Genomic DNA, 13,726 nt, shown 5'->3' on the forward strand with positions numbered 1-13,726 from the left:
GTTTGTCTAAAATATCTGTCGATTGTTTCCGATTTGTTATGGAATTACCGCACAAACTAGCTACTGTTAATCTCATATGAATTCTGGGGAGGATTACATGCTACGTACCATCACACTTGGAAGCTCTGTGTCTATTCAAGGTACCTTTGTACGCGCTATGCCGGATGGCCGTATCGCAGTGCAGGTTGACAACACCGTATACTCAGGCGTGCCTGTCACCAAAAAATAAGTCACCCGAAAGGCTGACATGAAAAAAGGGGACGGTGTTTTGCACCGTCCCCTTTTTCGATTTCTATGTCGACGCAGATCAGCTCAGCGTGCGCGTCACTTCTTCACGTGTGAAGATTTCGATCACGTCATCGGCGCGGATGTCGTCATAATTCTCGAACGCCATACCACATTCCTGACCGGACTGGACTTCGGGCACTTCGTCCTTAAAGCGCTTGAGCGTCTTGAGCGTTCCTTCGTGGATAACCACGTTATCGCGCAGCAGACGTACACCGGCAGAGCGTCGTGCGACCCCTTCAGTAACCAGACAACCAGCGACTTTGCCGACACCCGTTACCTTGAAGACCTCTTTGATATTTGCATATCCGATGAAGTTCTCTTTGATCTCGTTGCTTAGCAGGCCAGAGGCCGCCGCCTTAACATCATCCACCAGATCATAGATGACAGAGTAATAGCGAATCTCGACACCCTTCTGATTGGCCGTGTTACGAGCAGAGGCGTTTGCACGGACGTTAAAGCCCATGATCGGCGCACCCGATGCCTCGGCCAGACCAACATCGGTTTCCGTGATGGCACCAACACCGGAATGTAGGACGCGAACACGAACCTCATCGTTGCCGATTTTTTCCATTGCCTGAACAATCGCTTCGGCAGAACCCTGCACATCCGCTTTTACCAGAATAGGCAGCTCAGACACGTTTTCGTCTGCTTTGGCATTTGCCATGAGCTGGTCAAGCGTGGTTGCTGCACCCGCCGCAGCGCGCTTGTCTTTGGCGGCGTTGGCGCGATATTCCGCGATTTCGCGCGCTTGTGCTTCGGTGCTGGTCACGTTCAGAACATCACCCGCTTCGGGTGTGCCGTTCAGGCCCAGAACCTCGACTGGAACCGAAGGGCCAGCCTCCTTGATACGGTTGCCCTGATCGTCGATCAGCGCACGGACTTTACCGTACTGCTCACCTACAACAAAGATATCGCCCTGACGCAGCGTGCCGTTCTGGATCAGAACAGTTGCAACTGGACCGCGGCCCACGTCCAGCTTCGCCTCGATCACGGCACCAACAGCGGCACGAGCAGGGTTGGCTTTCAATTCAAGAATTTCGGACTGCAAAGCGATCGCTTCCAGCAGTTCATCCAAGCCCTGACCCGTAATGGCCGAGACTTCGACGTCCTGCACGTCACCGGACATTTTCTCGACGATAACCTCGTGTTGCAGCAGAGCTGCACGCACTTTGTCCGGATCAGCAGATGGTTTATCGACTTTGTTGATCGCCACAATCATCGGCACCTGCGCCGCTTTCGCGTGGGCAATCGCCTCGATCGTTTGAGGCATCACAGCATCATCCGCCGCGACCACCAGAACCACAATGTCTGTGACCTGTGCGCCACGTGAGCGCATGGAGGTAAAGGCAGCGTGACCTGGCGTGTCGAGGAAGGACAAAACCTGTCCGCCATCGGTAGTGACCTGATAGGCCCCGATATGCTGGGTAATGCCACCTGCTTCGCCCGCGACAACTTTTGCTTTGCGAATCGCATCCAGCAAAGATGTCTTACCATGGTCAACGTGACCCATGATGGTGATGACAGGAGGGCGGCCCTCCAGATCAGCGGCATCATCTTCTTCAAGCTTGATCACGTCTTCAACGTCAGCGTCCGATACACGAACAACCTTGTGGCCGAACTCTTCGATGATCAGCTCTGCTGTGTCTGCGTCAATCGTTTCGTTCTGTGTGACCATCAAGCCAGACTGCATAAGCGCCTTAACAACAGCTCCGGTCTTTTCGGCCATACGCGCGGCCAATTCGGACACAACAATCGCTGGAGGCAGCTGTACATCGCGAATGATTTTTTCGCGCTCGACGTTGCCACCCATCGCCTTGGCGCGGGCGCGGTCTTGTTTGCGCTTCATCTGCGCCATGGAGCGTTGACGGCCACCTTCGCCACCGCGCAACGCCTGATTCACGGTCAGTTTGCCCGAGCGGCGATCGTCTGCCAGACGGTTCTTTTTGTTGGTCTCTTCGCGGTCACGCTCGGTCTTGCGAGGCGTGGCAGCGGGAAGTGCCTTGTTTGGTGCTGCGCGGGCCTGTGCAGGCTCGGCTGCGGGTGCAGCAGCAGCTTGGGCAGCAGCAACAGCTTCACGCTTGGCACGCTCCTCCTCTTCGGCTTTCGCCTTGAGGCTTTCCTCACGGGCCTTGTCTTCCAGCTCTTTGGCTTCGATTTCGGCGCGGCGGCGCTCGCGATCTTCAGCGCGTGCTTTTTCTTCTGCTTCGCGCGCTGCAGCCTCTTCGACCTCGCGGGCTTTAGCGGCTTGAACAGCCTTCAGACGACGCTCCATCTCGGAATCAGTGATTCCTGCGGGGCGTCTGGATGGATCACCAACAGGGCCCGCACCAGGGCCGGTTTGTTTTTGGCCACCAGGCTTTGGCACCACAACGCGCTTGCGCTTGGTCTCCACCACGACGTTTTTAGTACGTCCGTGGCTAAAGCTTTGCTTTACGTTGCTGGGGCGCGAACCGCCCAGCCCCAGTGTTTTTCTGCCGTCACTATCGCTCATCTAGCTCGTCTATCCTTTCGGCTGGTCGATACCAGCCTCGTTTTTGCGCACGCCGTTCAGTCTATGGGCCTCCTCTACAACACGCAGAGTGAGTCCACCAGAGGCGAGCGCCCCATGTATCACAGTTTGGCGTCCGAATGCCAAACCCAATTCATCCGCAGTCAGACAGCCAATGTAATGGCCATAGTGCGGTGTACTCAGTTTCGATTTGCCCCGTCCAGATCCGTCCACAGCTTGGATCAGCACCAGCGCCTCTTCGTTTTGCAACCAGCCTTTGACCTTTTCATACCCCGCCACGGCTTTACCCGCTTTGCGCTGCATCGAAATCAGATCCACCACACGGCGGGCCAGCTGACGTTCTACTTCCTGCACCAGATCATCCGGTGTTTTGACAGGCTGCTTTGCGCTGCGCGCGAACAACCCCTTTTTGGCTGCCGTTTCAATGGCCGCGCGATCTGCGGTGACCCAGATACCGCGCGCAGGCAGCTTGCCCATAACATCGGGCACAACTTGCCCTTCAGGTCCAACAACGAAACGCACGAGGCGGTACTTTGGTTGCACCTCACCTGTGGCAATGCACTTGCGCTCTGCTCCGCTTTCGCGGTCTTTGGATGCGCCACCGCGTCCCATTCCGGCTACCCCGAGGCCTGCGATCAGGCCTCGGCCTCCTCGTCTGCATCAGCTTCTTCGCTTGATGCTTCAAGCTCGGCAGGATCAACCCAACCCAGCAATACACGTGCCGTCATGATCATGTGCTGTGCTTCTTCAAGTGTCATCTCGAAGGGTTCAAGCACACCGTCATCTTTGATCCGCTCACCGTTTTCGGTGGTCCAGCCACCAGCCAGCTCCCAATCCGCACAGGTCGCGAAGTCTTCAAGTGTTTTTACATCATCTTTGGCCAGCGCTTCAATCATTTGGGGTGTCAGACCCTCAAATTCAATAAGGCTGTCTTCTGCACCCAATGCACGTGCGGCATCGAGGGCTGCCTTGTTCTGCGCCTCCAGCACGTCACGGGCGCGGGCCTGCAATTCTGCTGCGGTATCTTCGTCAACACCGTCGATCACAAGCAGCTCGTCCACTTCGACATAGGCCACTTCCTCGAGGTTGGTGAACCCCTCGGACACCAGAAGCTGGGCAAAGAACTCATCCAGATCAAGGTTGTCCATGAATAGTTTGGTGCGCAGTTCAAACTCTGCCTGACGGCGCTCGGATTCCTGCTCCTCTGTCATGATATCAATATCAAGACCCGTCAGCTGTGAGGCGAGACGCACGTTCTGGCCCCGACGGCCAATCGCTAGGCTAAGCTGCTCTTCGGGGACAACAACTTCGATTTTGCCTGCTTCCTCATCCAGCACCACTTTGGATACTTCTGCGGGCTGAAGCGCATTCACAAGGAAGGTAGGTGTATCCTCGTTCCACGGAATAATGTCGATCTTTTCGCCCTGAAGCTCGTTCACAACAGCCTGAACACGGCTACCGCGCATACCAACACAGGCCCCGACAGGATCGATGGAGTTATCATAGCTGATCACGGCAATCTTCGCACGCGATCCGGGGTCACGGGCCACTGCTTTGATTTCGATGATGCCGTCATAAATTTCGGGCACTTCCATCTTGAACAATTCGGCCATGAACTCGGGCGCGGTGCGGCTCAGGAAAATCTGCGGGCCGCGCTGCTCACGGCGCACGTCTTTGATATAAACGCGGATACGGTCATTGGGGCGATACGATTCGCGGCCGATCTTCTCGTTGCGGCGCAGAATTGCTTCGCCTGCACCCACATCGACAATAACATTGCCGTACTCTTCGCGCTTGACCAAACCATTGATGATCGTGCCTGCGCGGTCTTTGAATTCTTCGAACTGGCGGTCACGCTCGGCTTCACGGACCTTCTGAAGGATCACCTGCTTGGCCGACTGCGCTGCAATCCGGCCCATTTCAACAGGCGGCACTTCTTCGATGAATTCCTGACCGATTTCGGGATCGGCCATATACTGTTTGGCCTGTTCAACCGTAAATTCGGCCTGATAGTTCTCAAGCTCGTCATCGGCCACAACTGTACGCACGCGGGTGAATGTTGCGCGACCTGTCTTCCGGTCAATCGCCACCCGAATGTCCATCTCCGCGCCATAGCGCGACTTGGCCGCACGGGCGAGAGATTCTTCCATCGCCTCGACCACCAGATTGGGGTCGATCATCTTTTCACGGGCGACAGCTTCGGCGGTTTGCAAAAGCTCCAGCTGGTTTGCGGATGTAATGGCCATTATTTCTCTCCCTCGTCAGACATGTGTGTCTGCACTTCATCGAATTGAGTTTCGTCGATTGCACCAGCCGCTTTGCGCTGGCGCAGCATTTCCTTGATCAGCTCGTCCGTCAGGACCAGCTTGGCATCTGTCAGCCATTCGAATTTCAGGCCTACTGTGCCTTCTTCGATGTTGATCAGAACTTCGTCTCCCTCGACACCCGCCAACTGGCCCTTAAAGCGGCGGCGGCCGTCGATCAGATCATCTGTTTCGATCTTCGCCTCATATCCCTCGAAATTCGCAAAATCTTTGAGGCGCGTCAGCGGGCGGTCGATCCCGGGGGAAGATACCTCAAGCGCGTATTCATCTGTGATCGGGTCTTCGACATCCAGTACCGCGCCAATAGCAGTGCTGATCTGGGCGCAATCATCCACCTCGATACCGCCGTCAGGTTTGTCGGCCATCACTTGCAGTGTTGATGCCTTGCCTGTCATCAGACGCACGCGAACCAGCTCAAACCCCATGTCCTCAATGACTGGGGTGATGATTTCCGCCAGACGGCGGTCCATCGCTGCTTTTGCAATCAGATCGTTGTTCATAAGTATATTGCCTTCAGGCACAAAAAAACGGGCGCGCGGCCCGTATCAGAGGTTCGGTGGGCGCTTGGTTTGGACCCGAGCGCGCCGCTGTTGGAAGTTCATATACGCGGGGAAGCCCGGAACATCAAGCCCCCCACCACCGCTGTGGCGCGCGCAGATCGTCAAACACACCTTGGCCCAATACGGCAGGCATCGCGATACTGCGCGAAACAGCCTGCCCGTTCCAGACAGCGATATCGTCAAAACCGCCCAGCGCGGAGGCATCGACCACATCCGCACCATCCACGAGATACTCTGCGACTGCCTGAACACGCACATCGCTAGAGGGGATCGAGACAAGCTCGACCGCGTCAAACCAGCCCGCTTGTCCATCCTTCCAATGTGACGCCACACGCGTGGTCAGCAATTGCTGACCAGCCGCAAACCGCTCCACACGGTAGAGACCTGTGCCAATATCACCCTTTGCCACATGCGCGGGGCGAAGGATGTGCGAAGGATGCGCAAGGGTGAAAGGAAGCTCCGCATCAGGCGAATCCAGCGTAATCTGAAAACGCGATGGCGAGAGAGCGCGCACTGCACCAATCCCTGAAAGGCTATGGACGACATCTGCTGACGTCAAATCCGCCCCGTCATGGAAAGATACACCGCTGCGCAGATCAAAGGTCCAGACAGTTGCATCGTCGCTGCTGGTCCAGCCCGTCGCGAGCGCACCACGCAACGTTCCGTCAGCAGCTACTTCGGTGAGCGTTTCAAATACAAGTCCAACCCTTGCCACCTGCATGAATAACCCGTCGCCCTGAACCCAGTCATCACTGCGCGACGCGCCAGAAAGCGCCAAACGCAATTTGCCACCGCGCTGTGGCAACGGCCCCGCACTTACCCCAGCCGCCGCCAAAAGCGCTGCCGCAGCACCACTGGCAAATAACGCACGACGATCAAGGGGCTTACGGCTCATGTTGCTGCGATCCGGTCCATGGCACGCACCAACTCTGCACTGATACCAGGCTCGCTCAGGGCGTGCCCCGCGTTGCGTACCATTTTCAGCTCGGACTTCGGCCATGCTTTGGCAATCGAATAGGCGCTGTGAGGCGGGCAAATCATGTCATAGCGGCCCTGCACGATCACACCGGGAATATGCGCAATCCGGTCCATCTGGGCCAGAATCTGGCCGTCGTACTCCAAAAAGCCGGCATTGATGAAATAGTGGTTCTCAAGCCGCGCAAAAGCGCGTGCATATTCCCCTGGTCCCTCAATCATTTGACCCGAAGACGATATCGACGCCAATGCGTTCTCCCATCCCGACCATGCCCGCGCATAGCGGGTCTGCAGCGACATATCATCCGAGAAGAGGCGACGATGGTAGGCCTTGATAAAATCGTCACGCTCGTCGTGCGGCACAAGTGCGGTGAATTTATCCCAAACCTCGGGCCAGAATTTGCCCGCACCACCGCCATAAAACCAGTCCAGCTCGCTCTGCGTCATCAGAAAGACGCCGCGCAGTACCAGATTGCGTACAGCAGCCGGATGGGTCTGGGCGTAGATCAGCGAAAGTGTCGCACCCCAGCTGCCGCCAAAGACGACCCATTGGGCAATGCCCAGCGTTTCGCGAATCAGTTCGATATCGGCAACTAGATGCCATGTGGTGTTATCCACACAGGAAGCATGGGGCGTCGAACGGCCACAACCGCGCTGGTCAAACAGGATGACACGATATTTGTCAGGGTCAAAGTAACGACGCATCGACGGACTGCACCCGCCGCCTGGGCCACCATGCAGCACAACAACGGGAATCCCGTCAGGGTTGCCACATTGCTCGACATAAACTGTATGCCCCTGCCCTACGGCCAGCATCCGCCGATCGAACGGGTCGATAGGGGGATACAGATATTGCACTGCGCGCTTTTGATCAGGGGTCTTATCCATTACCTGCCTATATAGTACGAAAGACGACATTGAATACGAGGAGCGCCGAAATGCAAGCGCATCAAAGCACGGTTGACCCTGATGAGGTCGCAAAATTCGAAGCGATGGCTGCCGAGTGGTGGGACACGGAAGGTAAATTCAAGCCTTTGCACATGCTCAACCCGTGCAGACTGGATTATATCACAGACCAGATTGCGGGCGAGTTTGACCGCGATCTGACAGAGCAGGCTCCGTTCAAAGGCCTACGCATCCTTGATATCGGCTGCGGCGGGGGGCTGCTGTCCGAGCCGATGGCGCGGTTGGGTGCCGATGTTGTTGGTGCCGATGCTGCTGCGGGCAATATCCCCGTGGCGCAAATCCATGCTGCGCAATCTGGCCTTGATATCGATTATCGCCACACCACAGCCGAAGCGATGGCAGAAGCAGGTGAGCAATTTGATGTGGTGCTGAACATGGAAGTGGTTGAGCATGTCGCTTCTCCGATAAGCTATCTGACCGCTTGTCGGCAATTGCTGAAGCCAGGTGGATTGCACATCTGCTCAACCCTCAACCGCAATCCGAAATCATATGTAGTAGCAATCATAGGTGCAGAGCATGTCATGCGCTGGTTGCCGAAAGGCACCCATGAGTGGTCCAAATTCATCACGCCAGACGAGTTATACAAGCTGTTGGACGAGGCCGGACTAAAACCCGTGGATCGCAAGGGTTTTGTGTTTAACCCGATCTTATGGAGCTGGAGCCTGTCGGCACGCGATCTGAGCGTGAATTATGTAACAGCCAGCCTGAAGCCGAAATACTGAACAGCCCCTAGCCCAGCTTGTTGCGCAATTCGCGCAGAATGGGGAGGGCGGACCGCGCTTTGTCCTCCCCCAGATCTTCGACAATTTGTGTGATCATGGGTGCAATCGTGCTGAGGGCCGAATCACGCGCATGGCGGCCTGCCGGACTGAGGGCTACCATCTTGCGCCGTGCATCATCCCAATCGGGGCGGATGTGGATATAGCCTGCCCACTCCAGTTTATTGAGTGTGTTGGTCATCGCGCCCCGCGTGACGTGAAATGTCTCGGCCAACTGCGCGGGCGAACGCTCCCCATCGCGCCAAGCGAGATGGTTTAGGACCGAGAAATGAGAAATCTCCATACCTTTTGGCAGGACCTTGCCCAGCCTGCTGCGCAAAATCTGATCTGTTCCCAGAATTTCGCTGAACAGCATAATTGCCAAAGTGTTGGAAGTCTCGCTCATGTTGGTCCGTCAAAAGGGCGCTTGTGGGTCATGCTGGGGACGCGCGCGCGGGCAGCGTCGGTTTGGGTCAGGTCAATCTCGCATAGATATAGCCCTGCAACTGTCCCTGCGTCCATGATGACTTCGCCCCAAGGCGCCACCACCAGCGAATGACCGTAAGTATCGCGGGTTTTATGTGCTGTGCTGCTGTGCGTACCCGTCTGCGCCGGTGCGATCACAAAACATCCCGTCTCAATCGCCCGCGCCCGCAGCAAGGTATGCCAATGTGCTGCCCCTGTTACGGGCGAAAACGCTGCCGGAACCGTCATTATTTGCGCACCCGCATCTGCCAACGCCTGATAGAGCGCAGGAAAGCGGACATCATAGCAAATCGTCATTCCGATTTTAGCGAAAGGGGTTTGTGCCAGCACTGCTTGCGATCCCGGGCGATAGGCAGCTGATTCTTTCCATGTCTCCGTCTGTGTAACCTGCACATCGAACATGTGAATTTTGTCATACCGCGCAACAATCCCGCCCGTGTCGTCGATCAGGAACGAACGGTTGGCAAAACGCCCGTCCGCATCTTCGGTCTTGAGGCCGAGAGAGCCGATCAACAGCCATACGCCCAGCGCAGCAGCATCCGCACGCAGGGCTGCCAATGTCGGATCATCCTTCTCATGATACAACACGCTGCGCTGGTGGTCGCGGTTGGTCGAGATGCAGTTGGTCACTTCGGGGGTAAGAACAAACGCTGCCCCCTGCGCCGCTGCCTCGGCCAGATGCGCACGCGTTCCTGCCAGATTGGCAGCCGGATCATCGCTCACGTTCAGCTGGAGAATGGCTATCTTCATGCGGCCAGCAACGCGTCGAGCTTGCCTGCTTGCTCAAGTGCATACAGATCGTCGCAGCCGCCCACATGCACATCACCAACGAATATCTGCGGCACGGTACGGCCCCCGTTCGCACGCTGTATCATCTCGGGTTTGCGGTCGGGGTTGGCCAGCACATCAACCTCGGAAAAGCTGATCCCCTTCTGGTTCAACAAACGCTTGGCCGCATGGCAAAAGCCGCAGAGCGGGGACGTATAGATTTCGACGGTGTTCATGGCGTGGTCCTTTTTCAACATAAGTTGAGAAAGGATTTAAGCGTCTTTGACCGCTCTTGCTAGGGTCAGCACACGAACGGAGCCTGACCCAGCAGCCTGACAGGCCTGCGTACATGCCATAAGGGTCGCACCAGTGGTCATGACATCGTCGATCAGCAGCACGGGCTTGCCCAACATCTGAGCGCCGCGTCGTGGATGGGGTTTGATTGCGTTGTCCAGCATTTTAAAGCGGGCCTCACGGCTCATCCCTTCCAGGGCGAGCGTGCGGCGGGTACGCACCAACGCATCAGGGCACCACGGCAAATCCAGTTTTCGGGCAACCGATCTGGCCAGCAAGGCAGACTGGTTATAGCGGCGCTTCAGCAGACGTGACCAATGCAGGGGGACAGGCACTACAAGCGTGTCCGCGGCCAACGTTCCGCGCATCATATTCGCCATCCATAGGCCTGCAGGCTTGGCCATTTCCTGTCTGTCGCCGTGTTTGAGCGCCAGCACCAGCTTGCGACCGGTATTTTTGTAGACGAGGGCAGCACGGCCCTGCACCCAAGGCGGCGGCGCATTAAGGCAGGTGTCGCAATGATGCACGTCACCCTGCCCGCCTGCTGTGAGCGGCACACCGCATCCATCACAAATCACGCCCCCCAGAAACGAAGTGTCGCGCCAACACGTACCGCAAAGACCAAAATCACTTTCTACCGTGTCGCCACAGGTGATGCAGCGCGGCGGGTAAATCAGCGATACAGCTGTTTGAAGTTGCGCCAACACCAGCCTATGTACCCCCTATGACCAAACCGATGACAGACATCCGCGCTCTTGCAGCGCATCGCACCCGTGCCACCGCAGACGGCATGTTTCTGCACGAAGCCGCGTTGACCGAACTTCAGGATCGTCTGGATATGGTTAACAAGTCGTTTACGGACGCAGCTTTGGTGACAGGCCACACCGGCTTTTGGGCGCACCATTATGCGGGCGCCAAGATTGTTGCTGATGCGGAAACAATAGATCTTGCGCCGCAGTCCCATGATCTTGTGGCACATATGATGGCGCTACATTGGGCGAATGATCCCGTTGGGCAATTGATCCAGTGCCGCCGTGCGTTGCGACCGGACGGCCTGTTCATCGCAGTCAGCTTTGGCGGGGACACTCTACAAGAACTCCGCCGTGCTTTGGGCGAAGCCGAAATCGCGGTAACGGGTGGCCTATCGCCCCGCATCGCCCCCTTGCCCGAATTGCGCGATCTGGGTGGATTGCTGCAACGGGCCGGATTTTCCCTGCCAGTAGCGGACACAACGACACTAACAGTTGAATATCGCGACATCTGGCACCTGATGCTCGATATCCGTGCAATGGGCGAAGCCAATGCGTTGGCGACACGTTTGCGCCAACCGACCCGGCGTGCGGTGTTTGATCATGCACAAGCTCTCTATGCGCATCACTTTGCCGCGCCCTCCGGAAGACTCCGCGCTAGCTTTGAGCTTCAGGTGCTGACAGGATGGGCACCGGATGCATCACAGCCACAGCCCCTGCGCCCGGGGTCGGCAAAAACACGGCTTGCCGATGCGCTGGGGATACCAGAAAAGCCCCTGCGCGATTGACCCCAAGCAAAATCTATCTATGTGAAGGCCTACACCATGCAGGACAGTCCGATGAAAGATACGCACGCCGCCGAGACAGCCAAATGCCCGATCCACGCTGATGCTGATCACCCACCAGTACCACAGCCCAAGATCGGCGTGCTTGTCGGCAACCTAGGAACGCCTGACAATTATGACTATTGGTCTATGCGCCGCTATCTGGGTGAATTCCTGTCGGACCGCCGTGTGATCGACTATTCCCCGTGGCTTTGGCAACCGCTGCTCCAACTGGTGATCCTGACAAAGCGTCCGTTTACCTCTGGGGCCGCCTATAAGTCGATCTGGAACGAAGCAGACGGCGAAAGCCCCTTGATGACAATCACCAAGGCGCAGACAGTCAAGATCGCGGCCGAGATGAAGAAGGCATATGGCGATGAGGTGATGGTCGATTTCTGTATGCGCTACGGAAATCCCTCCACGCAAAGCAAAGTTGAAAAGCTGGTCAAAGCCGGATGTCAGAAGATTTTGTTCTTTCCGCTCTATCCACACTACGCAGGTGCAACATCGGCCACTGCCTGTGATAAGTTCTTTGAGGCGCTGGGGAAGGAAAAATGGCAGCCTGCAAGCCGTACCGTGCAGCCCTATTTTGACCGCCCCGATTACATCGACGCATTGGCAAAATCCATCGAAGCAAAATACGCCGAGCTTGATACGCGGCCCGATATCCTTGTGTGTTCCTATCACGGCGTACCGAAGCGTTACCTGATGGAGGGCGATCCCTACCATTGCCAATGTCAGAAAACCACGCGTCTGCTGAAAGAGCGGCTGGGTTGGGACGACACAGAGATCAAGACAACCTTCCAGTCGAAATTCGGCCCGGAAGAATGGTTGCAGCCCTATACTGTAGAAGAAGTCGCACGTCTGGCCGAGCAGGGCAAAAAGAACATCGCCGTTTGCGCGCCTGCATTCTCGGCTGACTGCATCGAAACGCTTGAGGAGATCAACGAAGAGATTTTCGAGAGCTTCGAAGAGGCAGGTGGCGAACACTTCACCTATATCCCGTGCCTCAACGACGATGACGCACATATTGATGCGCTGTCGAATATCATCCGCGATAATTTGAAAGGCTGGATCTAGGTCCACCTACCTCGATGCGGTCGATTAGCGCCGCCTCTCACAATCCGATAGCTAGAACAGAAAAAAGGCGGTGCACTGCACCGCCTTTTTCATATCAGTCATAGACCGAAATTTAGTCAGCCAGAGCTGCAGCAACCAGAACCAAAAGCAGGATTGGAACCAGAACGCCAGCGGAAGAGCTGGATGCTTCTTCAATGATAACCGGTGCTTCGATGATCGGATCTGCCAGCGAGCCAGCGGAAGCGGAAGAAGCAGCAGCTGTCAGAGCAGCAGCGAGAACGAGTTTTTTCATAGTAAATAACCTCCAGAAGATGGCGCGCCACGATTCTCAGCATGAAACGCGCCTAAGACTTACCTCGTGATATTTCGTAAATAGCATCTGCGCGTTGATTGGAACAGACATTCACTCCACACTCACGAGTATCAACAAAATGTCGTCAAATTAGCAACACCTGAGTGCCTACTTTGGCTTTGCCAAACAATTCGGCAATATGCTCGTTATAGAGGCCGATGCACCCGTTTGATGAACGACGCCCGATTTTGCGCGTGTCATGGGTGCCGTGAATCCGGTAGTAGGTCCAGCTGAGATACAGCGCATGAGTACCCAACGGATTGTCAGGGCCAGGGCCGATAAACTTGGGCCACTCCGGGTTCCGCTCTAGCATCGAAGGGGTCGGCCGCCAGCTGGGGCCTTCGACTTTGCGTGTCACCTGCGTGCGACCACGGCGGGTCAGCTCTTGGGTCAGCGGCACACTGGAGGGGTACAATTTGTACTCGCTTTGATCTTCGGACCAGAAATGAACAGCGCGGCTATCAATATCTACAAGGATCGCACCGTTCTTTGTATTGCTGAAATACGGCTGCCAGTTAAGCGTGCGAAAGCTGGAGATATTGCGACGGACGACTTCGGTCAGGTCGCGCTCTGTCTCGGTTGTTGTTTGGCTGTTCACATCCGCGCCCGTGGTCTGTGCGATTGCGGGTGCGGCCAGCATAGCGGCGCTCCCTGCAAGGAACCCGCGGCGGGTGTTCATTTTGAAAGTATGGTCTGACATTTCATGTCTCCGGCTAAAAAAGCTCATATCAGTCATATATTGCGCCAAAGACACGTTTTCAAATCAAACCCGTGTGACATGGGCGGTTCACTG

At 56.2% G+C, this 13,726-nt stretch carries 15 protein-coding genes; 3 read left to right on the top strand and 12 right to left on the bottom strand.

Features of this window, described 5'->3' with window-relative positions; translation table 11 throughout:
* Window positions 1-307: 307 nt before the first annotated feature.
* The 6 genes from infB to pip all read right to left on the bottom strand — a co-directional run bounded on the left by infB (window position 308) and on the right by pip (window position 7,544).
* Window positions 308-2,779: a translation initiation factor IF-2 gene (gene infB / locus Q0903_RS06140; protein ID WP_299413780.1), complete on the bottom strand. Its 2,472-nt coding sequence runs from the start codon at window positions 2,777-2,779 to the stop codon at window positions 308-310.
* A gap of 9 nt (window positions 2,780-2,788) precedes the next feature.
* Complete coding sequence (locus tag Q0903_RS06145) at window positions 2,789-3,409, bottom strand: RNA-binding protein (protein ID WP_299026516.1); 621 nt, start codon at window positions 3,407-3,409, stop codon at window positions 2,789-2,791.
* A 23-nt stretch (window positions 3,410-3,432) separates the two neighbouring features.
* Complete coding sequence (gene nusA, locus Q0903_RS06150) at window positions 3,433-5,043, bottom strand: transcription termination factor NusA (RefSeq protein ID WP_299026517.1); 1,611 nt, start codon at window positions 5,041-5,043, stop codon at window positions 3,433-3,435.
* Window positions 5,043-5,621, bottom strand: a complete 579-nt coding sequence (gene rimP, locus Q0903_RS06155) for a ribosome maturation factor RimP (RefSeq protein ID WP_299026518.1) — start codon at window positions 5,619-5,621, stop codon at window positions 5,043-5,045. Before rimP ends, nusA begins: the two co-directional genes overlap by 1 nt.
* A gap of 124 nt (window positions 5,622-5,745) precedes the next feature.
* The gene (locus Q0903_RS06160) at window positions 5,746-6,576 is read right to left on the bottom strand and encodes an ABC transporter substrate-binding protein (protein ID WP_299413785.1); all 831 of its coding nucleotides are present in this window, start codon (window positions 6,574-6,576) and stop codon (window positions 5,746-5,748) included.
* Entirely contained in the window at window positions 6,573-7,544 is a 972-nt protein-coding gene (pip, locus tag Q0903_RS06165) for a prolyl aminopeptidase (protein ID WP_299026523.1), read from the bottom strand. Before pip ends, Q0903_RS06160 begins: the two co-directional genes overlap by 4 nt.
* Window positions 7,545-7,594: 50 nt before the next feature.
* On the opposite strand from pip, the gene ubiG reads away from it, so the two are divergent.
* A complete protein-coding gene (gene ubiG, locus Q0903_RS06170) occupies window positions 7,595-8,344 on the top strand; it encodes a bifunctional 2-polyprenyl-6-hydroxyphenol methylase/3-demethylubiquinol 3-O-methyltransferase UbiG (protein WP_299026525.1) in 750 nt (249 codons plus the stop codon).
* Between the two features lie 7 nt (window positions 8,345-8,351).
* Here ubiG and Q0903_RS06175 read toward each other — a convergent pair whose 3' ends face one another.
* From Q0903_RS06175 to Q0903_RS06190, 4 genes are read right to left on the bottom strand one after another with little or no spacing between them, the layout of a single operon-like run.
* The gene (locus tag Q0903_RS06175) at window positions 8,352-8,786 is read right to left on the bottom strand and encodes a MarR family transcriptional regulator (RefSeq protein WP_299026527.1); all 435 of its coding nucleotides are present in this window, start codon (window positions 8,784-8,786) and stop codon (window positions 8,352-8,354) included.
* On the bottom strand, window positions 8,783-9,616 hold the full coding sequence (locus tag Q0903_RS06180; RefSeq protein ID WP_299413788.1) for a carbon-nitrogen hydrolase family protein: 834 nt from the start codon (window positions 9,614-9,616) through the stop codon (window positions 8,783-8,785). Before Q0903_RS06180 ends, Q0903_RS06175 begins: the two co-directional genes overlap by 4 nt.
* A complete protein-coding gene (gene grxC, locus Q0903_RS06185; protein ID WP_299026531.1) occupies window positions 9,613-9,870 on the bottom strand; it encodes a glutaredoxin 3 in 258 nt (85 codons plus the stop codon). The genes Q0903_RS06180 and grxC overlap by 4 nt, the downstream gene beginning before the upstream one ends.
* 36 nt (window positions 9,871-9,906) lie before the next feature.
* Window positions 9,907-10,635, bottom strand: a complete 729-nt coding sequence (locus tag Q0903_RS06190; protein WP_299413792.1) for a ComF family protein — start codon at window positions 10,633-10,635, stop codon at window positions 9,907-9,909.
* A gap of 29 nt (window positions 10,636-10,664) precedes the next feature.
* On the opposite strand from Q0903_RS06190, the gene Q0903_RS06195 reads away from it, so the two are divergent.
* Entirely contained in the window at window positions 10,665-11,465 is an 801-nt protein-coding gene (locus Q0903_RS06195; protein WP_299413795.1) for a methyltransferase domain-containing protein, read from the top strand.
* Between the two features lie 51 nt (window positions 11,466-11,516).
* Window positions 11,517-12,581, top strand: coding sequence for a ferrochelatase (hemH, locus tag Q0903_RS06200; protein ID WP_299413798.1), 1,065 nt, complete (start codon window positions 11,517-11,519; stop codon window positions 12,579-12,581).
* Between the two features lie 112 nt (window positions 12,582-12,693).
* On the opposite strand, the gene Q0903_RS06205 is transcribed toward hemH, so the two are convergent.
* Window positions 12,694-12,873, bottom strand: a complete 180-nt coding sequence (locus tag Q0903_RS06205; RefSeq protein ID WP_299026540.1) for a hypothetical protein — start codon at window positions 12,871-12,873, stop codon at window positions 12,694-12,696.
* A 145-nt stretch (window positions 12,874-13,018) separates the two neighbouring features.
* A complete protein-coding gene (locus tag Q0903_RS06210; protein ID WP_299026542.1) occupies window positions 13,019-13,633 on the bottom strand; it encodes a L,D-transpeptidase in 615 nt (204 codons plus the stop codon).
* Window positions 13,634-13,726 lie beyond the last annotated feature (93 nt).

Source organism: uncultured Sulfitobacter sp. (assembly GCF_947502895.1).
Lineage (GTDB): Bacteria > Pseudomonadota > Alphaproteobacteria > Rhodobacterales > Rhodobacteraceae > Sulfitobacter.